This is a genomic window from Flavobacterium frigidum, from assembly GCF_048286735.1.
In the GTDB taxonomy this organism is placed as follows: Bacteria; Bacteroidota; Bacteroidia; order Flavobacteriales; family Flavobacteriaceae; genus Flavobacterium.
This window is the reverse complement of sequence record NZ_JBLVPU010000004.1, coordinates 112,835-133,115: the sequence shown is the minus strand read 5'-3', so window position 1 is coordinate 133,115 and position 20,281 is coordinate 112,835. Positions and strand designations below refer to the sequence as shown.

Annotated in this window: 18 protein-coding genes; 15 read left to right on the top strand and 3 right to left on the bottom strand. The window is 33.0% G+C overall.

The annotated features are described in order from the left end of the window. Positions 1–6: 6 nt before the first annotated feature. On the bottom strand, positions 7–945 hold the full coding sequence (locus tag ACNQGO_RS04020; protein WP_417984312.1) for a hypothetical protein: 939 nt from the start codon (positions 943–945) through the stop codon (positions 7–9). Positions 946–1,463: 518 nt separating this feature from the next. Here ACNQGO_RS04020 and ACNQGO_RS04015 point away from each other — a divergent pair. The 14 genes from ACNQGO_RS04015 to ACNQGO_RS03950 all read left to right on the top strand — a co-directional run bounded on the left by ACNQGO_RS04015 (position 1,464) and on the right by ACNQGO_RS03950 (position 16,364). Further along, positions 1,464–1,907 carry a GNAT family N-acetyltransferase gene (locus ACNQGO_RS04015; RefSeq protein ID WP_417945579.1) on the top strand — a complete coding sequence of 148 codons (444 nt, stop codon included), beginning with the start codon at positions 1,464–1,466 and terminating at the stop codon, positions 1,905–1,907. Between the two features lie 104 nt (positions 1,908–2,011). Continuing rightward, entirely contained in the window at positions 2,012–2,677 is a 666-nt protein-coding gene (locus ACNQGO_RS04010; RefSeq protein ID WP_417984310.1) for a hypothetical protein, read from the top strand. 5 nt (positions 2,678–2,682) lie between these two features. Further along, a complete protein-coding gene (locus tag ACNQGO_RS04005) occupies positions 2,683–3,804 on the top strand; it encodes a hypothetical protein (RefSeq protein ID WP_417984308.1) in 1,122 nt (373 codons plus the stop codon). 35 nt (positions 3,805–3,839) lie between these two features. Further along, the gene (locus ACNQGO_RS04000) at positions 3,840–5,654 is read left to right on the top strand and encodes an OmpA family protein (protein ID WP_417984306.1); all 1,815 of its coding nucleotides are present in this window, start codon (positions 3,840–3,842) and stop codon (positions 5,652–5,654) included. A gap of 62 nt (positions 5,655–5,716) precedes the next feature. Continuing rightward, complete coding sequence (locus tag ACNQGO_RS03995; RefSeq protein ID WP_417984304.1) at positions 5,717–6,487, top strand: ABC transporter permease; 771 nt, start codon at positions 5,717–5,719, stop codon at positions 6,485–6,487. Positions 6,488–6,491: 4 nt separating this feature from the next. Then, on the top strand, positions 6,492–7,322 hold the full coding sequence (locus tag ACNQGO_RS03990; protein WP_417984302.1) for an ATP-binding cassette domain-containing protein: 831 nt from the start codon (positions 6,492–6,494) through the stop codon (positions 7,320–7,322). 75 nt (positions 7,323–7,397) lie between these two features. Then, positions 7,398–8,783, top strand: coding sequence for an AAA family ATPase (locus ACNQGO_RS03985; RefSeq protein ID WP_417984300.1), 1,386 nt, complete (start codon positions 7,398–7,400; stop codon positions 8,781–8,783). 102 nt (positions 8,784–8,885) lie between these two features. Next, positions 8,886–10,349, top strand: coding sequence for a lipopolysaccharide biosynthesis protein (locus ACNQGO_RS03980; RefSeq protein WP_417984298.1), 1,464 nt, complete (start codon positions 8,886–8,888; stop codon positions 10,347–10,349). A gap of 223 nt (positions 10,350–10,572) precedes the next feature. Further along, the gene (gene dut / locus ACNQGO_RS03975; RefSeq protein WP_417984297.1) at positions 10,573–11,007 is read left to right on the top strand and encodes a dUTP diphosphatase; all 435 of its coding nucleotides are present in this window, start codon (positions 10,573–10,575) and stop codon (positions 11,005–11,007) included. A 188-nt stretch (positions 11,008–11,195) separates the two neighbouring features. Beyond that, the gene (locus ACNQGO_RS03970) at positions 11,196–12,206 is read left to right on the top strand and encodes a sugar phosphate nucleotidyltransferase (RefSeq protein WP_417984295.1); all 1,011 of its coding nucleotides are present in this window, start codon (positions 11,196–11,198) and stop codon (positions 12,204–12,206) included. A 30-nt stretch (positions 12,207–12,236) separates the two neighbouring features. Beyond that, entirely contained in the window at positions 12,237–13,586 is a 1,350-nt protein-coding gene (locus ACNQGO_RS03965; RefSeq protein ID WP_417984293.1) for a tetratricopeptide repeat protein, read from the top strand. Then, positions 13,586–14,371, top strand: a complete 786-nt coding sequence (gene lolB1 / locus ACNQGO_RS03960) for a lipoprotein insertase outer membrane protein LolB1 (RefSeq protein ID WP_417984291.1) — start codon at positions 13,586–13,588, stop codon at positions 14,369–14,371. Before ACNQGO_RS03965 ends, lolB1 begins: the two co-directional genes overlap by 1 nt. A gap of 59 nt (positions 14,372–14,430) precedes the next feature. Next, complete coding sequence (locus tag ACNQGO_RS03955) at positions 14,431–15,648, top strand: murein hydrolase activator EnvC family protein (RefSeq protein ID WP_417984289.1); 1,218 nt, start codon at positions 14,431–14,433, stop codon at positions 15,646–15,648. 314 nt (positions 15,649–15,962) lie between these two features. After that, positions 15,963–16,364 carry a hypothetical protein gene (locus tag ACNQGO_RS03950; RefSeq protein ID WP_417984287.1) on the top strand — a complete coding sequence of 134 codons (402 nt, stop codon included), beginning with the start codon at positions 15,963–15,965 and terminating at the stop codon, positions 16,362–16,364. Between the two features lie 193 nt (positions 16,365–16,557). Here the strand turns inward: ACNQGO_RS03950 and ACNQGO_RS03945 are convergent, their stop codons facing one another. Continuing rightward, positions 16,558–17,406 carry a polysaccharide deacetylase family protein gene (locus ACNQGO_RS03945; protein ID WP_417984285.1) on the bottom strand — a complete coding sequence of 283 codons (849 nt, stop codon included), beginning with the start codon at positions 17,404–17,406 and terminating at the stop codon, positions 16,558–16,560. 7 nt (positions 17,407–17,413) lie between these two features. Beyond that, positions 17,414–18,439, bottom strand: coding sequence for a hypothetical protein (locus ACNQGO_RS03940; protein WP_417984283.1), 1,026 nt, complete (start codon positions 18,437–18,439; stop codon positions 17,414–17,416). A 299-nt stretch (positions 18,440–18,738) separates the two neighbouring features. On the opposite strand from ACNQGO_RS03940, the gene ACNQGO_RS03935 reads away from it, so the two are divergent. Continuing rightward, entirely contained in the window at positions 18,739–20,268 is a 1,530-nt protein-coding gene (locus ACNQGO_RS03935) for a TonB-dependent receptor domain-containing protein (protein WP_417984281.1), read from the top strand. Positions 20,269–20,281 lie beyond the last annotated feature (13 nt).

Here is a 20,281-nt window from a genome sequence, read left to right as displayed (position 1 = left end):
ATGTTGCTAGAATCCAGTTACTTCAAAAGTTCCTTTAGTAACAGCATGCAAGAGTTGTCCATTATCATAAACCTGCAAGTCCAATTCACCTCTAGTAACTTTTACACCGTTAATAATAACGTGTTCTTTAATGGTATAACTCCCCGATGTTTGAAATTTTTTCCAATCTTGGGGACGAATCCCTAATAACTGAGTAGCTCTAAAAATCCCAATGTATTGCTCGAAATCAATTCTATTCTCTAACGTATTTTGGTCAAAAGTATACGTTCCTTTATCCATATTCCATAAATCTACTTTTGATTTAATAATGACTCGGTATCCGTTATCTGAAAAAAACCAAAAATTATACTGGTTTGCTGGTAAATTAGGATTATGTGATCCAGCGTTGAAGTTAGTAGCAAAAGTTAGATTATTTGTTTCAAAATGTAAATTACTAATAAAACTGGTACATGTTGTTGCCTTTACTTTCTTAGACATGATTTTTCCATTAATTTCTTTTCTTTTTTGAGGAACGTCTAACAAGGGAGTATTTGTCTCAACTTTTACTAATTCTCCAGAAAAATTAAAACTGAGATTTTTGCTTGACTCGTCGTAAACAAAGTTGTCAACAGTAAATAGTCCTTTAAGGTTAAAATCGGGAGTGCCAAATGGACTAGTACTTTCGCCAAATCTAGTATAACTTACTTTTCTAAGGATCCCTTTTTTTGTTATCGACAATTCAAAAATAAAATGAGGTTCGTTTTTTCCCTTATCATAAATGAGTGAAACGAAAATAGTGTTACAATTTTCATTGACGACAAATGATTCATTTACGATTTTGAATTTTTCATTCTCAATTTGAAGATCAATAGATTGTTTTACCACCTTATTAGTTTCTTCATCTTTTTCGCAAGACAAAAACAGTATAAAGAAAAATGGGATTAAAATTTTAACTGAAAATTTCATAAGGTTATTGTTAGTTAAGGGTATCTTTATTTTTGTTTAAGTATTTTCTTTGAGTTGGTTTCAAGGACACAATCCGATTTTCGTTTAAATTTTAACTCTTAAAGTAGTTATTTTGTTTATGCTTTCATTTTTGTGTAAACCCAACAGTTGACAACAGCAAGTCCACTAGATTAATAATTTTTTCATAAACGGTGAGATTGGTTTTCTTACGTTCAAAAAAGATGCCAATTTTCTCATAAATTAATTTATGTAAATCTAGTTTTATATAGTGGTGTATGCAAATACTTGTTGTCGGAATTCCGTGAATTCCACGAATATTTATTTTTAAATATCTGGAAATAAATATTTAACAAATATTATTTTAGCTATGAATTTAAGCTATAAGCTGTGATTTTATATGTTACACCATATATTACTTTTTTACTTCAAAAATTCCGATTAGATTTCTGAAAAATTCACCCCATCATAACTGGCAATCTCATTCCTTTTTTTCTAATTTTACACCATTAAAATCTAATATGGAACTACAACTCAAAGAACTTACGACTAAACAAGAAATGCTGGCGCAATACCCAGTAATGCAATATTTGTATACCAATTTCAGTTTAGAGAAATACAATACCTACCTTGATGATATGATCCCAAACAACTACAAGCAAATTGCTGTTTTTGAAGGTGATGTATGTGTTGGACTCTCCGGATTGTGGTCTGGAACAAAACTCTGGTCTGGCAAGTATTTAGAAATTGATAATTTTATTGTACACCCAGAACATCGTAAAAAAGGAATTGGCAAAATGCTAACGGATTATGTTGATGCCAAAGCCAAAGAACTCGGTTGTACCATGATTGTTTTAGACGCTTTTACAGGAAATTATACTGCACACCGTTTTTATTACAATCAAGGATACGTGCCAAAAGGTTTTCATTTCTTAAAAATATTAAACGAAGAGGGAATTTCTTGATTTTGATATTTGTCTTACAAATATTTTTTATTCAAAAATTAGTAACTTTTTAATGTTACATTCGTATAACTTTAACGTCACATATATAAAATAAACCTTACCAAATGGCAAAAGAAAATTTTAATTGGAAAAGTCTTTTCGTAAATGAAGAATCAGAGAATACTTCAAAAAAAGAAACAGTAAATACACCAATTTCCGATGTAAATAAATTTCCAGAAAGTCCAAACACATTTCAACCAACCGAAAACGCAACCAACAACCCTTTCTTAAATGAAATTTTTGGAGTTTATGAAAAGGGTTTTGAATCATTAAATCAAACTGGATTTGACTTTTATGAAATGTACAAGTCGGTAATTTCTGTTGGAGCAACCAATCCGCAGAGCTATCAAATGGCCTTCACTATGGGAAAAACCATTAATCCGCAATTGTCAAAATCCTTTCTTTTAGAAAAAAGCAAGTATTATACCGACGAAATCGAAAAGGTATATGCTAAATATGATGCAACAGGAACGTCAAGAAAACGTGATTTAGAAAGTGCCATTTCATCTGAAAAAAGTAATTTAACCAAAACAATTTCTGATATAGAAACTAGAATTGCACAACTTCAAAATGATTTGCAAAATGCAAAATCAGATTTAGAAAAAGTAGATTTTAAAAATAAAGAACAGTTCAGTGAAATTACTTTGAAAATTGAAGCTAATGATTTAGCCAAAAAGAAAATATTAGAATCAATTAATACAGTTGTAACCGGTATCAATCAATACTTATAAAATCAATGGATAAATTTGCACAAGAAAAAACGACGCTTTTAGAACTTCCAATCCTTAAACACTTCGACGAATCTAAAGGTGAAATTGCATTAAGTTCAAACATATTAAAAAAAGGCGAAAAATCTATATTTTGGATTCTCGCTCTCGGACTTTTAGGAGTTGGTGGTTACCTAACCTGGACATACATTATTCCACCATTATTCACAATGCTTGGTCAAGCCATCGCGCTTTCGGCAACCGGAGTTTTCCTAATTTTTTTAGTGATGATGTTTCCAGTTATCATGAAAGGTTTGCGTTTTATGACCAAAAATATGCACAAAGCATTAATTCAAAGTAACCCGTTTAATGAATTAGAAGAGCAAAAACAGAAAATGGTAAAAAACCGTGAAGTTTTTAAAAATACTAAAGCCAAGCTTAAAGGTTTGAAAAACGAAATGGAAATTGAAGCTACAAAATCTGAAAAAGAAGCCAAATCATTTCAAGAAGACGTTTTGAGTTTGCAACGTCAATCAGAGAAACTTAAATCTGCAATGGATGAAATGGTTCGAATTAATGGTGCTGCGGCAAAAGATACAGACGATTACGTTGCTTTACAAAGTGAGTTGGCTAGAAAACTATCCGATTCGCATCGAATTTCAAACCAATATGAGCAAAGTAAAAGTTTCATCCAAAAATATGGCGTTAGAGCAAATGTTCTTGGTAAAATGGACAGAAAATTAACTCTTGCCGGAACTGCAATTGATATTAAAATTGCCGATTTTGATGCAACTGTTGTGATGTTAAAAAAGGAATTCGAATTTGCTAAAAATGCTAAAGAAGCTACAGAAAGTGCCAAAAGTGCAATGATGTTCACTAAAGATTGGGAATTAGAATATGCACTAGAAGTTGTTACATCAACAATTGCTTTGGATATTGCTAGAACATCAGAAAACCTAATTGATATTGATGCGTTAACCTCTAAATATTCTGTAGATAATGACGAGCTGTATTCTAGATTAGATTCATTGGCAGATCAAATTAAAACTGGTGACAATACTATTCCGGATTCTACTAAATATACAAGTCCAAATTATAAAATCACTAAAGAAGACAAAGTGAACAGTGGTGGTTTTGGAGATATTTTTTAACTGAAAACAAAAACAAATCAAATTTTTAAATACAAATGGGAAAAATTTTACGAGCAACTAAGTTAACCACCTTTTCTGAACTTTTAATTGTTCTTGGTGGAGTTGGAGCAATATTAACAGCAGTTTATTTTATTTCACCAGGTTTAAAAACCGCAGTTTCTAAACAATTAAACGGAATAGAATTAAACACAAGTGATGTAAATAACGTTACTAACGCTGCAAAAATAGCATTGCCATCTAAAGAAATTTCTTCTGAAATTTCTGATAAACCGGTATTAAGAATCGCTGGTTATGCTTGGAATGCCGAATCTGGAATTATCGTTGCCAATGGTGGACCAAAAACAACTAAAGGTTCGTTGATGGAAAAAAACGGTGTAAATCTAGAAATTATTCGACAAGACTGGTTGTCGGAATTACGCAATATGCAAATGAAATTTATTGAAGAGTTTGATGGCGGTACTGCTTTTCCAACTTCAGATAAAAGTGCTGCTGCTGTAATGATTATGGGTGACGGTGCACCATTTTATATTAGTTCTGTTCAAAAATCATTGGACGAAAAATACGGAAAGGACAAATACCACCTACAAGTTTTTGGAGCAATTGGTATGAGTTATGGTGAAGATAAATTAATTGGACCACCAAATTGGAAATCAGATCCAAAATCGATGAAAGGAGCTGTGATTTCAGCAGTTCTTGGTGATGGTGACTGGGTTACAACAATAAACTATTGTTTTGCAAACGGTTTAAAAGTAAACCCAGATCCAACAACTTATGATGCTGATGCCGTTAATATTTATCCATCAGAAAATGATGATTACATGAAATCGGCTGAAGAATTAATCAAATCGCAAACTGCAGGTTTCACCGTTTCTTTAAAAGAAGTTACTAACGGAAAATTAACTGGAAAATCAGTTAACAGAAAAATCGATGGTTGCGCAACTTGGACTCCAGGTGACAAAACTGTTTTTGATAAATTGAACGGTTTTGTAGATATCGTTTCTACTAAAGAATTTAACAACCAAATGCCTTGCGTAATTATTGGTGTAAAAGAATGGGCGGCTAAAAATCCAGAAGTGTTTTCTAATGTTTTCAAGTCTACTTTGATGGCTTCTAATCAAATGAAAAATTATGAAGATTGGAAGGTTAGAGCTTCCGAAGCGGTCGCTGAAACATACAAAATTGAAACTCCAGAATATTGGTACAAAATGTTCAAAGGACAACAAGGAACTAAAAATGGTTTGACTTACAATATGGGTGGATCAAAAGTATTTAATTATGCCGATGCTATGCAATATTTCGGATTGTCTGACGGAGTTAACAGATATAAAGCGGTTTACAATCAAGTTGGAACGTATTTAACAGAACTAAATCCTTTTGGATTTAACGAAAATGTTGGAAAAGTTTCTTCTTATGATGAAGCAGTAAATTTATTTTATTTAAAAAACATAAACGACATCGAATCTTCTGCTGCTGATAAATCGGATTATTCTACAAAAGCTACTGAAGTTATGGCTTCTGGCGAATGGCAAATTAATTTTAGTTCAGGAAGTGCCGAAGTTTTAAGTAATTCATCTAGAGATTTAGAGAGAATTTACAACTTGCTAATTCAGGCAGAAAATTCTAAACTGACAATTGTGGGTCATACCGATAATGTTGGTAATCCAGATTCTAATGTGTCATTGTCAAAAAATAGAGCACAAGCGGTTGTGGATTATTTAACACAAAAAGGAATTCCTTCCAATCGTTTCCAATTAATTGATGGAAAAGGTCAAAACGAACCAGTCTCTGACAACAATTCTGCTAGCGGAAAAGCTAAAAACAGACGAGTTGTAGTTACGTTCTTAAAATAATTTTTATTCAATAACTAAAAGCTGCTTATAATTTTAAGTAGCTTTTTTTAACTCTTTTTTTGATGTTAAAATATTTTATACCTTTTGAAAATACAACCAAAATGCAACGAACTATCATCTTAGTTTCTTGGGTTGTATTATTATTTGCAATTTGGTTTATGGGTTCTGCCGGAACCAAACACTTGTTTCCAACGCCAAGCCAAGTGCTAACTGGTTTTTCAGAATTGTACAAAGAAGGTTTGGTAGTTCATATTTTTCAATCGCTAAAACTTTGTTTTCTGTCTATTATTATAGCAACAATAATTGCTTTGTTATTTGCTTATTCTTGGCCAATTCCGTTGATGAAACCTGTAGCAGAATTTGTAACTAAATTTAGATTTTTGCCTTTCACTGGATTATCATTCTACATTACATTAATGGTGCATGATGCAAGAAATATGCAAGTTTGGATATTGGTAATTTTCTTAACAACATTCTTAACTACATCTTTAATCGCTGTAATAAAAGACATTCCGCAAGAAGAATTTGACCATGCCAAAACCCTAAAGTGCAGTCGTTGGGAAGTACTTTGGCAAGTAATAGTTTTAGGAAGAATTGATTATGTAATTGATGTAATTCGTCAAAACTTAGCCATAACTTGGATGATGCTTGTAACGGTAGAATCAATTGTAGTTGCTTCTGGAGGTTTGGGATTTTTAATTAAAAATTCTGATAAATTCATGAATCACGGTCGAATTATTGCCTTGCAGATCATCATTCTTTTGATAGGATTAGGATTAGATTGGTTCATCAATTTTTTAAGAAAATCAGTATTCAGATATTCAAAAATATAACGCTATGGAATTCGAATTTAGAGAAACACTTTTGTACGTTGAAAATCTTAGCGTAGCGTATGACGGCGTAACAATTATTAAAGATGTTAGTTTAATTGAGAAAAACGTAGTTAGACCAAAACATGACAACACCGGACAAGTTATTGCTGTTGTTGGAAGGTCTGGACGCGGAAAATCTACATTTTTCAAAGCATTAACTGGATTGGTTCATCCAAACTCGGGTAAGATTTTAATTAAAGATTTTGAAAGTAGTGAACTAAATGCCGCCAAGCCTGTAAGAGAAGGCGATATTGGCTTTGTAGATCAAAAATATACTTTGTTTCGTAACAAAACGGTGCTTCAAACCTTGAAATTTGCTTTAAGAAAAACTACTTTATCTTTACAAGAACAAGAAACTAAGATCAATAAATACATCAAAGAATGGGGATTAGAAACGTGTAAAGACAAATATCCAAACGAACTTTCTGGCGGACAACGACAACGTACAGCCATTATTGAACAGCTTTTCTCATCAGACAAATTAATAGTTTTAGACGAGCCTTTTTCAGGTTTAGATATTGGAAATATTGAAGAAGTAAAAAAATCATTCGAACTTTTAAGTTCCACCCACGATCATAACACTGTTATTTTTTCTACACACGATATTGAATTGGCTATTGAATTAGCACAATCAATTTACGTAATTGGTTATCCAACAGTTGGTGGAAAAAAGCAAACCTATGGAAGTATTGTTGCCAAATACGACTTACGTGAAATGGGAATTTGCTGGAAGGGAAAATGCGATGATCACGATAAACTGTACAAAGAAATTACGCTTCAGATGATGAATTCGTAATTTGAAAAACTGATAAAATTCTAAAACCTGCGAGGTCTTTTTTGACTTTGTAGGTTTTTTTAACATCAATGCAATATGGGCTTTACCACATCTTTTTTCCAACAATTAGAGCAAGAAACGCTGTCAATCTTGGCTATTTGTAAAGTTTTAAATGCTGATGATTCGTTTATTCAAAAGATAAATGAGCTCGTAAAATCAAATGCTGCAAACGGATTACTATTCAAAGCAGAACATTTTTTTCTTTCTGATTGTATTTCAGTTTATAGAAAATTGGGCGAAAAAGAAACTAAGATATCGCAATTTACTTTGGCGTATTATTATGATGTTTTACGCAACAATCATTTTGCCGATGTCAAAAATTTAAATGAATTTGATAAATTAGTCGCTTCGCCAAATTTTAAAAACTTCCTAGAAAAACTGAAAGTTGAAAACACAATTTCTAATGTAAATTCAAGTGATTTTATCAGCGTTTTATCCGAAAATAAAAACGCACAATTAGAAAATGTACTGTTGCATTTTTATAAATTTATACAGTTTTCATTTGATAAATCATTTGAAAAGAATGCAGTTGCAAAAGAATTTTTAAAATCCCATTCAGATAAAAATCAACTTCTACAAGACGATTCTTTAGAAAAAGTTCTTGCAGAATTGAACGAATTAATAGGTTTGGAAAACGTAAAAAAAGACGTTTCCGAATTAATAAACCTGTTAGAAATCCAAAAGAAACGAACTTCCGAAGGATTAAAAAAAACTGAAATTACATTACACACGGTATTCCTTGGTCCGCCAGGAACGGGAAAAACGTCGGTTGCGCGATTGTTAAGTAGAATTTTTAAGCATTTAGGATTTCTTTCTAAGGGACAATTAATCGAAACCGACAGAGAAGGAATGATTGCCGGATTTGTAGGTCAAACTGCTCTGAAAGTTGATACAGTTGTAGAAGAAAGTCTTGGTGGTGTTTTGTTTATTGACGAAGCTTATGCCTTAACTCAAAATTCTCTAGGAAATGATTATGGCGCAGAAGCAGTAAATACTTTAATCAAACGTATGGAGGACCATCGTGATGATTTGGCTTTGGTCGTTGCAGGTTACACTGAACCGATGAAGATTTTTGTAGAATCTAACCCAGGTTTGCGTTCAAGATTTAATCGTTTTTTTGAATTTGATCATTTTTCACCTTCCGAACTATTACAGATTTTCGAATCAATTGCAAAGAAATCGGATTTTGTAATTACTGATGATGCAAAAGAAAAATTAAATGATACTTTTGAATTGCTTCACGAGAAGAAAGACGATAGCTTTGGTAACGCTCGTGTAGTAAGAAATATTTTTGAAAAATGTGTTCAAAATCATGCTAACCGAATTATCAAAATAAAAAAATTTTCTAGAAAAACATTAAAAACACTCACAGAACAAGATATTCCAGAGCCAAATGAAACTCAAAACCAAGTAACTTTTTAAATTAAATAATATAATTTATGAAATTTTGTGAGGTATTAAATTCGTGTTAATTAGTGAAAATCTGTATCTGAAACCTTATTTTTACACCATAAAAAAATCATTTTGAGTTTATACAAAAATCTTTTTAAGCAAACAGTAATCTATGGTTTAGCGACGGTTTTACCACGTATGATTAGCTTTTTACTTAACCCATTTTATGTTGATAAATTACCTAAACAGGAATTTGCAGATGTTTCCATAGTTTTTGCTTGGCTGGTATTCTTCAACGTAATTTTATCGTACGGAATGGAGACTGCTTTTTTTAGATTTTACAATAGTGAGGATAATAAGAAGAGTGTTGTTTCTACGACTACAATTTCACTTTTTTGGACGTCTATTGCATTTTTGGGAATTGCATTAATCAATAGAAAAACACTTTCAGATTGGTCAAATATTGACGTTCAATATGTAACATACACAATTTGGATATTAACATTAGATGCTTTGGTAATTGTGCCTTTTTCTAAGCTTCGTGCTGAAAAAAGACCTATGAGCTATGCTATAATAAAAATAGGAAACGTATTGATTAATCTTGGATTGAATGTGTTTTTCCTTTATTTATTGCCAAAACTTGCGAAATCAAATCCATCAAGTTTTTTTAGTACAATATATTTAGTGAATTTTGAGGTTGGTTATATTTTTGTTTCTAGTTTAATGGCGAGTTTAGTAACCTTTTTAGTGCTTTCGCCAAATTATTTCAGAGTAAAATGGAGTTTTGATTTGATCCTTTGGAAAAAAATGATGCGTTATGGATTTCCAATTCTTGTTGCTGGAATTGCCTTTGCAATCAATGAACATTTTGATAAAATTTTATTAGAATGGCTTGATGTTTCTAAGGAAGATATTGGTGCTTATGCGGCATGTTATAAAATTGGGATGTTTATGGTTTTGTTTAGAACAGCTTATACTTTAGGAATTGAACCTTTTTTCTTTAGCCATGCAAGCAATGAAAATGCGCAACAAACGTATGCAACAATTACTAAGTATTTCGTAATTTTTGGATCATTCATTTGTTTTTTTGTTATTGCTTTTCTCGATTTATTAAAACAACCATTGGTGCCAAATCCAAGTTATTGGGATGCTATAAAAGTGGTGCCGTTAATTGTTATTGCTAACTTTTTCTTAGGAATTTATACTAATTTATCGGTGTGGTATAAATTGATTGATAAGACTAAAATTGGAGCATACATTTCTATAATTGGGGCTGCAGTTACATTAATTTTAAATTACTTATTAATTCCGAAAATTAGTTATTATGGTTCAGCCATTGCAACTATCGCTGCTTACGGAAGTATGATGATTATTTCCTATAAAATGGGACAAAAGAAATATCCAATCCCATATGATATCAATAAAATAATGACTTATTTAGGAGTTACAATATTGTTTTCAGCAATCTCATTTTATATTCCTTATGTAAGAGAAAGTTATACAATACGAATTCTATTATCTGGAATATTTCTATATTTCATCTATTATAACGAAAAAGAAATGGTACTTAAAATCATCAAAAGAAAAGCAAAGTAAAATAATTTTAAGGAGCCAATCGCGCTGTACGTTGCAAGCTTTTTCCTGAAATTGCTTTTTTCTACGATTTAAAAGGAGCTTCCTGCGGTCGCTCTTTCAAATCATGAAAAAATACAATTTCATAAAAAAGGCTTTTCACTTCCATCACGGCTAGAACCCAGAATCCAAAACATAAATAGTGTAAATAGACAAGTTGATACTTGTTCTTAAATAATAAATAAAAATGACAATAAACATCATCAACAAATCACAACATGCCTTGCCAAACTATGAAACCATAGCATCAGCAGGAATGGATTTACGTGCCAATATTTCTGAACCAATAACATTAAAATCGTTAGAAAGAACTATTGTAAAAACAGGCTTGTTCTTAGAGTTGCCTATTGGTTATGAAGCGCAAGTAAGACCCCGAAGCGGACTAGCTGCAAAAAATGGGATTACAGTGCTCAATTCTCCGGGAACTATTGATGCCGATTATCGTGGTGAAATAGGAGTAATTTTAGTAAATTTATCCAACGAACCGTTTGTAATCGAAAACGGAGAACGCATAGCACAACTCATCATCGCTAAACATGAACGCGCTGAATGGATAGAAGTTCAGGAATTAACTGAAACTTCCAGAGGTGAAGGTGGTTTTGGAAGCACGGGAGTGAAATAAGTATTCAGTGTTCAATGTTCAGCGATCAGTCACAGTGATCAGTTTTGAAAATTGATAAATAAACATTTCAAATAAAAAGGCATACAAATCGCTATAAACCGTTTAATTTGTGTCTAAAAAAATAAAATAAAACTTTGCGAGCTTTGCGAAATCCTTCGTGAACTTTGCGTTTAAAAAAAATAAAAAGCATGAAAATAATTGTTCCTATGGCTGGACGCGGATCTCGCCTTCGCCCGCATACATTAACCATTCCTAAACCATTAATTCCTATTGCTGGAAAACCAATTGTACACCGCCTAGTTGAGGATATTGCAGGCGTATTGAATCAAGAAATTGAGGAAGTAGCATTCATCATTCATGAAACTTTTGGTAGTAAAGTAGAGGAGGAATTAATAGCTATCGCTCACAAACTAGGCGCAAGAGGCACGATATACTACCAAAACGAAGCGCTAGGAACCGGTCACGCCATTATGTGTGCCAAAGATTCATTGAGCGGACCTGCAGTAATTGCGTATGCAGATACGTTGATTCGGGCTGATTTCGATTTAGATAAAAATGCCGACAGTGTGATTTGGGTCAAACAAGTAGATCAGCCAGAAGCTTTTGGTGTGGTAAAACTAAACGAAGCAAATGAAATAGTAGAATTGGTTGAAAAACCGGAAACATTTGTTTCAGATTTGGCTGTCATTGGGATTTATTATTTTAAAGATGTGGCAGTACTAAAAAACGAATTGCAGTTAGTACTAGACAACAATATTATCCATGGAGGCGAATACCAAATCAATGACGGTATTAAGCAAATGATGGCCAAAGGAATGAAATTTGTCCCAGGAAAGGTAGATGAATGGATGGATTGTGGAAATAAAAATGTAACCGTAGAGACTAATTCTCGAATGCTAGGTTTCTTGCACCAGGACGGCATACATTTAGTAGATGATACCGTAAAATTAGAAAATGCAACCATTATTCCGCCTTGTTATATTGGTAAAGATGTCATTTTAATCAATGCTACTGTTGGTCCAAATGTTTCTTTAGGAAACAGTTGTCACGTTGTAAATAGTACCATACAAAACAGTTTGATACAAACGCATACGCACATAAAAAATGCAAATCTCGATAATGCCATGATCGGAAATCACGCTAATTTTGATGGCAACTTTACCAGTATCAGTATTGGAGATTACTCTGTTTTAGAATAATCCTCATCCGAAAGGAGAACAAAAGGAATAATGAAAAAAAGACTTTTTATAGGACTACTGCTCGCTTTGCAATGCAATTCTGCTCTGCTATGGTCACAAACAGAACCAGAAGACATTAAGCTGGATGCAGATCAGTTTCAAGAACTTTTTTTCGAATCCTTAATGCAAAAGGGAATTGAAAATTATGACAAAGCAATAGAGGCGCTAGAAAAAGCCAATAAATTCAAGCCTGATGACGCTTCTGTATATTACGAATTAGGAAAAAATTACTTGGCGTTAAAAGAATATAAAAGTGCCTATTCTTCTTTTGAAAAAGCTACTCAAATCGATCCCAAAAATAAATGGTTTTGGGTGGGAATGTATGATGTGAGTTACGATACTAAAAATTTCACTCAAGGAATTACGGTCATTAATAAATTGATTGAATTCGACCCCAAGTACAAAGAGGATTTAACTTCGCTTTACATGGCAACCAACCAGTTTGACAAAGCGTTGGCTTTAATTCAAGAACTCAATGAAACTGCCGGAAAAACAGATCGCAGAGAATTATACAAAAGTCAGATTCTATCTGTAGGGAAATTTCAGAACGCTGAAATTACCAATCTGGAACAGTTGATTGAAAAAAATCCGCAAGAAGAGTCTAATTATATCAGCTTGATATTTTTGTATTCTAAAAATGATGAAGAGAAAAAAGCATTTGAAATTGTTCAAAAATTAGAAAAGGCTATCCCAAATTCAGAATGGGCGCAGGTAACTTTATTCAAAAAATATTTGGATGCTAATGATGGTCCAAAAACAATAAACGCGATGAATATTGTTTTGGCTAGTGCCAAAATTGATTCGAAAATTAAGCACCGAATTTTAAACGAGTTTTTACTTTTTACGGAGAAAAATCCGCAATACGCAGCTGATTTAGAGAAAGCCGTTAGCTATTTTGAAACTGATAAATCGGTAGCAGTAGCAAAAGAAATAGGGAAGTTTTTTACGGTCAAAAAACAATGGGAAAAAGCAATTAAATATTATAATCTAGCTTTGAAAACAGGGTCGCAAGATGATATAGAAACGAATTTACTTTTGCTGCAAGCGCAAACAGAGTTGAAACAATTTGAAAGTGTTGCTACAAACGCTATGCTTTTGGTAGAAAGTTTCCCAACCCAAGCTCAGTTTTATTACTATGCCGGATTAGCGAACAATCAGTTAAAGCAATATAAAAAAGCCAAAGACTTTCTAGAAATGGGCATGGATTATGTAGTAGAGAATAGGGAATTAGAAATTAATTTCAATATTCAATTAGGAGAGACCTACAACGGATTGGGAGATTTCAAGAAAAAAGACTTGTTTTTTACCAAAGCCAATCAATTATTAAAAGAAAAAAAGTAATGAAAAAAATAGCATTAGTACTTGTACTTTCTGTTTTTGTACTTTCGTGTAAATCCAAAGCAGTTGCTGTAGCTGCTAGTAACGAGCCTGTTGCAGCATTAAATGAAATGTCAGCAAAAAAAATAATAGAAAATTATTACAACAATAAAAATCAGTTTTCTACATTATATATTAAGTCTAGTGCGCGCTATTCTGATAACAAGCAAACTCAGAATGTCACAGCAGAAATTAGGATTAAGAAAGACGAACAAATTTTGATAAGCATTCGATTTCTCGGAATCACGATGGCAAAAGCATTGATTACGCCCAAGTCTGTCAATTATTATGAAAAAATAAATGGAAGTTATTTTGAAGGGGATTTCAGTAGTTTAAGCCGATGGCTGGGAACAGATTTGGATTATAATAAAATCCAAAACATGCTTTTGGGCAAAGCTATTGATGATTTGACAAAAGGAAAATATTCAGAGTCAGTATTGGAAAAAACCTATCGATTGGATGCTATTTCAAATGACAGTACCAAAAAATCATTCTTTTTGGATTCGAATACTTTTTTAATCGAAAAACAAGAAATTACACAAACTACCGAAGACCGAATGATCAAAGTGGCTTATCCGGATAATAAGGTCTACAATGAGGCGATATTGCCAACAAGTGTTTTAATCAATACGTTTCAGAAAAAAGGAAACACCGAAATCAATTTGGAATACAACTCGGTTTCGTTCAATGAAGAACTTTCTTTTCCTTATAGTGTGCCAAATGGGTACAAAAGAATTTTAATTAAGTAAATTAGCCAAAATATTTTTTTAACATGCCAAAATTTCTCCTTACCCTAATTTTTATTTGTATGACTTCATTTTTATGGAGTCAAGAATCACAACAAGAAAAATTAGAAGAACGCAAAGCTCAAATTCAAAAAGAAATTCGTGAAAATGAAAAGTTACTACAATCGGTAAAGAAAAAAGAAAAATCAGCTGTTAATGTAGTTGTTATTCAAAGTACAAAAATTAAGCTGAAAGAGAAATTAATCACGACCACAGAGAAGCAAACGAAATTGCTTAAAAACGACATGTATATTAACCAAGTTCAGATTAACAAACTCAAGAAAGAGTTGGCTGAACTTAAGGAGGATTACGCAGAAATGATCGTAAAATCATATAAAAGTCGTTCCGCCGAAAGTAGAGCTATGTTTTTATTGTCCTCTGAAAACTTTTTGCAGGCCTATAAAAGGGCACAATACATGAAGCAATATACTGGGTATCGAAAAATGCAAGGCGAGGAAATAAAAGTCAAATCAGATAAACTTGCTGATTTTAATCAAAAGTTAAACGTACAAAAAACAGCCAAACAAAAACTGATCGCCGAAAACGAAAAGGAACGTTTGTCATTAGAAAAGGAAAAAAGGGAACAGTTAAAACTGGTTAATACAATTAAAAAAGATAAAAATAAGATTGCCCAAGAAATTAGAAAAAGACAACAAGAATACCGAACAATTGATAGGCAAATTAACAAGTTGATTCGGGAAGCGATTGCAGCGGCCAATAGAAAAGCGGCGTTAGAAAAAGCGAAAGCTAATCCAAATGCACCCGTTTCAAAAGCGGCGGTTTCATCTACTAAAATTGAATTGACACCAGAGGCTAAAATTATTGCAGATAATTTTAAAGCCAATAGAGGCAGATTACCTTATCCTGTTGAAAAAGGATTTATTTCATTAGGGTATGGAAATCAAACCCATCCACTCTTTAACACCATTACAATTCATAATAGTGGTGTCGAAATTACCACAGACAAAGGAGCGATTGCAAGAGCTGTTTTTGGTGGAGAAGTAACTAGCGTTATTATTGTGTCACCTGTAAATAAGGCGGTTACCATACTGCACGGAGATTATTTTACGGTATATCAAAATTTAAGTTCAGTATCTGTAAGTAAAGGCGATAAGGTCAGTATCAAACAAAGTATTGGTAAAGTAAGAACCAATGGAGACTCCGGAAAAACGATTTTGAAATTTATGATTTCTCAAAACTCAACTTTAATCAATCCAGAAGGTTGGTTGTCACCTAGGTAATAGTTTTATTTTCGTAAAAAAAAGCACTATCGTATTCTTTGGAATGTAATAGTGCTTTTTTTTAAGTTGATTATAATAGTAAACACAATCTGTATAAAATGATATTTATTTCTAGGAGTTAGATATTTTAAAATAGTTTGTGCGTTTAGGACAATCGTTTTACGAATACTTCAACAGATACTTTTTCAAAAAACCAAGTGTTATTGGTAAATAGACTCGATCACATAAGAAATCTTAATATGAAAAATTCAATGGATATTCTCAATATAAAAATCCCCAAAAAAAATATCGTGAAGTTAAGGAATCTCTTAATTATGGTACTGCTAATTACCTTTATGATTGGTTGTAACAAGAGAAAAGTGGAAGAAAAACAACATTCTTTTAGAGCAATTAATGGACGAGATACAGCCTACTTATCACTCACAACAGGAGATAATTATTTTATGGGAAAATATGAAATATTTTATGGACATGAAACCATGAAAGACTCGGGATATGTACGAGGTAAAATAGTTGGTGATACTTTGTTGGGCGCTTATTACTACAAATCGTACGGAGGTCTAGGTTTAAGTAAGCCAATTGCTCTGTTAATGAAAGAAGAAAAATTACTATTAGGTTCAGGAGTGCAGAGTAGTGTATTGGGACTAGTTTTTTTTACTACTGAGGTGCCAATTAATTATGATAAACCAGTATTTATTTTCGAAAAATTTCAATAAAAGAAGTAGAAGTAAGCCATTGAAAACGCTATAATCTGTACATAAAAATTCTTAACTGCACCTTTATTTAGCTACAGATTAAAATGATTCCTAGAGTTAAATCTTTGAAAATCAATTTAATCTGTGGCTTTTTTTAAATTTAACAGCGCAACCTTTTAGTCGATAGTGTGTACTAGGAGAACGTGAAACAGTATTACTCTGATTTATTGAAAGAGGAATTGATAGATTTAATCATGCCCTCAGTAGACCAAGTTCCAGAAACGATAATGCGTCTGATGGTGTAAATTGGATCTGTTGTATCTCTTTTGGTAGCTAAGATATACCCCATTTTATAGGCACTCTTTTTTATTTCAGGTATCGCAGCGGTATTCCACAATCCGAATGGATAAGCAAAATCTGAAATCGGTTTACCAATGATTTCTTCTAGTTTTGCTTTGGGTTTTACCAATTGTAGATTCCAGTCGTCACCAGTATATTTGGTAACCATATGGTGATCCCAAGTGTGTGCGGCTACAACATTTCCACTGTCGGATAGGCCCTTAATTTGCTCTTTGCTCATGTATCCGGGACGGTTAATGGAGACCGTCATGACAAAAAATACGCCTTTAAAACCATATTTTTTCATTTCGGCTGCGCCAATACTAAACTGCTCTTCTCTAGTATCATCAAAGGTAATTAAGATTGGTTTTGCCGGCAATGGACCATCAAATACCAAATAATTATACAATTGTTCGGGCAGTATGGTTTGATAACCAGCATCGGCTAAGGCTTTCATTTGTTCAGCAAAAGCAGGTGGTTTTACGGTATAAACTTTTACATCTCCACTTGCACTTGGTTTGAAGTCCCGGATGTTATGATAGCATAAAATAGGCACTTCTTTTTTAGAAAGAATGGTTTCGGCATCATTAGCTACTTTTTTTAACGTCACTTTTTTTTCAGGTGCAACTGCAACCGGAACATCAGGTGTTTTTTTACGGGTTTCTTTTTGGCAGCTAACCATTAAAATTAAAGCAGTAAAAAAGCAGTAAAAAATATTTTTCATAACTAAATTATTGGTACTGAATGTAAATTGGTTTTGGAGTAAATTTTACCAGTTCTTCTGGGCTATACATTTTCCAGTCTTTTTTGTTGTCATTTTTATAGAACAATTTAAAACCTGCAAATTGCACGGGCTCTCTATAAATATAGCTCATATAAGAATCTTTTTTTAATACTTTACTTCCAAAACCATCCATATCCATTACAATTTGCACTTCTGGAACAGTTTTAATTTCTTTATAGTTTTTTACCATTCCTTGTGTAAAACGATGTACGACTAAAACTTTTGGAGTTAATTTATTTTTACGCACTATTTCAGCCAAAATAGTAATAGCATCATTAATATCAGCTGCTGTAAAATGTCCAATTTTAGATCCTGGTCGCTCTCCATTTTTCATCGAAAATTCAGGGTCAATTCCTAAATGTACGTTTGGCATGGCTAGGTATTTTTCGAGTTCAGCTACTTCTGTTTTAACACTGCTGTGTCCCACTTGGATGTCTAAAAAAACCAATGCATTGATCGGTTTTGCCCAACTGATAATGGTGTCAATTTGTTTGTGTGGCATACGCATGCGGTGCATGTTGTTTTTTCCTGGAGCTCCTTGTGCAGTAACTGCAATGTAATGCAGCGCAGGAATTGCTTTAGTTGTTGAGTCAGCTGCTTGCCAACTAGCTACTTCGCCTTGTAATTTTGCTAGCATTTCTTTTCGAGGAAGTTCTCCTAAAACACCCATTCTTGTAGAATATAAATTCCCGTAATAAGCAATGATTCTGTTGTAAGGCAGCAACGCTCCAGCCAAAGGATAAGGTGCTTTTACAGGCCATCTACCCGTGGTGTCATTATTGCTAAGCGCCACCATTCTTTTATTAAAATCAACAGTATCAATTGTTAGGGGTTTTAATTTTTCGGTCGTAGTAGTTGTAGCGGTATCTGATTTTTCAGCGCCCGTTTTACTGTCTCCAGCTTTTCCTTTATTGCAAGATATTATTAAAAGTAAAAGCGAAAGTGCTACTAGCGAAAGGAATGATTTTTTCATATTTATGCGTTTTTTTTTCTTTAAAATGGGAACCTATTTGCAAGCAAGGTATCTATTTTTATTGTGATTTGACATCCTAATTTTTTATATAATTTACAGTTAACCTAATCTGGTTTTGTGTGTCTAAAGATCGATTTTAAGTTGAAAACTAATATTAAAACGAATTTTGGTGCAGATAATTGTGTAGTTTTATGTTTGAGGTATGGCTTCTGCTCTATCTTATTTTGATTTTGTATTGGGCTTTATACCAACAAAACAGTAACTTTATAATCCAATTTAATGCATTAAATACAAGGCAATTGCTTAAAAAATCATTTTTCATATCCTATTTATTTTTTAGTATAGCGATTGTTTTTGGACAAACCAAAAAGGATACTATTGCACTTTCAGCGATTACATTAAACAGCTTGACGATTAAAAATACAGTTCAGAACACTGCAGCAGCTGTTTCCGTAATTAGTATTGCAGATAGCAACAATAGTGATGGCATTATACTCACGCCAGTTCTGAATAGGATTCCTGGAGTGACTATGCAACAAGGCGCGCTGAACACGAACAGGATAACGATTCGAGGTATTGGTTCTAGAGCACAATTTGGCACCACCAAAATAAAAGCTTATTTTGATGGGATTCCGCTTACTACTGGTGATGGAGAAACCACACTTGATGATCTTGATTTGGCTTCTATTGAAAAAATCGAAATAATAAAAGGTCCAAATTCTACTAGTTTCGGATCGGGATTAGGCGGTGTGATTCAGTTATTTTCTAAGGAAACACTTGTGAAAGAATCTTTTGGTAAATCGACACTCACTTGTGGTAGTTTTGGATTAATACAACAACGACTTTCAGCAGGTTATAGAGATGCTAAAACCTATTTGTTCAGCAGTTACACGGATTTAGAAACAGAGGGATTTAGAGCCAATAGTTCGTACAAAAGGAAAACAGTCAATTTGCATGGTAGACAAAAATTAAGCAGCAAAGAGAATTTATCTTTTTTAGGAACTTTTACGCGATTAAAGGCTTTTATTCCAAGTTCTATCAATGAAACTGATTTAAAAAACAATCCAGAAAAAGCAGCTAGTACTTGGGCTGCAGCCGAGGGTTTTGAATCCTATGATAAATTTCTTTTGGGATTGGGTTACGAGCATCGATTTTCAAAAAAGTGGTCGGTGCAAACCAACCTTTTTTCAAATTTTAAAGACGCATACGAACCTAGGCCTTTTGATATTTTAGAAGATAATACAAGGTCGCTGGGATTTCGTTCGAATGTGAATTACAAGGATACAATGTATGCTTTGCCCTTTGAATTGAGTATGGGGATGGAGGTAGTAACCGAAAAATACGAGTATACGCTGTATCGGAATTTATATCAGTCGCAACCCGGTCAAGGCAGTATTCAAGGTAATCCGTTTAGTGCCTTTAAACAAAACAGAAACTACAGTAACTTTTTTATTCAAATGGAGTTTTGGCTCAATCAAAAATTACATGTAGAAACGGGATTGGCATTAAATACCACTTCCTATACTTTGGTAAATGTTTTTGCAGCTACTCAAGCCAATAAAGAGCCCTATACTTTTGGATCAGTGTGGTCTCCGAGACTCGGCTTGTCTTATAAATTAGATAACGATAAAAATCTTTATGCTTCGGTTAGTAAGGGGTTTTCTGTTCCTACAGTTGCCGAATCGCTTACACCAGAAGGTCAAAGAAATACCAATTTGAAGCCTGAAATGACTTGGAATGATTCCATTAGAACATTTGATTTAATAATAAGAAGTAAACGATTAGAAATTACAATTGTTTGTCAGATGGTTAAGAAGTTGTGCACTTAGATTGTACGTTTTA

What these genes read in the sequence shown, in the direction of transcription:
- ACNQGO_RS04020 (WP_417984312.1), bottom strand. Translation starts at nt 945, where the DNA reads ATGAAATTTTCAGTTAAAATTTTAATCCCATTTTTCTTTATACTGTTT.
- ACNQGO_RS04015 (WP_417945579.1), top strand. Translation starts at nt 1,464, where the DNA reads ATGGAACTACAACTCAAAGAACTTACGACTAAACAAGAAATGCTGGCG.
- ACNQGO_RS04010 (WP_417984310.1), top strand. Translation starts at nt 2,012, where the DNA reads ATGGCAAAAGAAAATTTTAATTGGAAAAGTCTTTTCGTAAATGAAGAA.
- ACNQGO_RS04005 (WP_417984308.1), top strand. Translation starts at nt 2,683, where the DNA reads ATGGATAAATTTGCACAAGAAAAAACGACGCTTTTAGAACTTCCAATC.
- ACNQGO_RS04000 (WP_417984306.1), top strand. Translation starts at nt 3,840, where the DNA reads ATGGGAAAAATTTTACGAGCAACTAAGTTAACCACCTTTTCTGAACTT.
- ACNQGO_RS03995 (WP_417984304.1), top strand. Translation starts at nt 5,717, where the DNA reads ATGTTAAAATATTTTATACCTTTTGAAAATACAACCAAAATGCAACGA.
- ACNQGO_RS03990 (WP_417984302.1), top strand. Translation starts at nt 6,492, where the DNA reads ATGGAATTCGAATTTAGAGAAACACTTTTGTACGTTGAAAATCTTAGC.
- ACNQGO_RS03985 (WP_417984300.1), top strand. Translation starts at nt 7,398, where the DNA reads ATGGGCTTTACCACATCTTTTTTCCAACAATTAGAGCAAGAAACGCTG.
- dut (WP_417984297.1), top strand. Translation starts at nt 10,573, where the DNA reads ATGACAATAAACATCATCAACAAATCACAACATGCCTTGCCAAACTAT.
- ACNQGO_RS03970 (WP_417984295.1), top strand. Translation starts at nt 11,196, where the DNA reads ATGAAAATAATTGTTCCTATGGCTGGACGCGGATCTCGCCTTCGCCCG.
- ACNQGO_RS03965 (WP_417984293.1), top strand. Translation starts at nt 12,237, where the DNA reads ATGAAAAAAAGACTTTTTATAGGACTACTGCTCGCTTTGCAATGCAAT.
- lolB1 (WP_417984291.1), top strand. Translation starts at nt 13,586, where the DNA reads ATGAAAAAAATAGCATTAGTACTTGTACTTTCTGTTTTTGTACTTTCG.
- ACNQGO_RS03955 (WP_417984289.1), top strand. Translation starts at nt 14,431, where the DNA reads ATGACTTCATTTTTATGGAGTCAAGAATCACAACAAGAAAAATTAGAA.
- ACNQGO_RS03950 (WP_417984287.1), top strand. Translation starts at nt 15,963, where the DNA reads ATGGTACTGCTAATTACCTTTATGATTGGTTGTAACAAGAGAAAAGTG.
- ACNQGO_RS03945 (WP_417984285.1), bottom strand. Translation starts at nt 17,406, where the DNA reads ATGAAAAATATTTTTTACTGCTTTTTTACTGCTTTAATTTTAATGGTT.
- ACNQGO_RS03940 (WP_417984283.1), bottom strand. Translation starts at nt 18,439, where the DNA reads ATGAAAAAATCATTCCTTTCGCTAGTAGCACTTTCGCTTTTACTTTTA.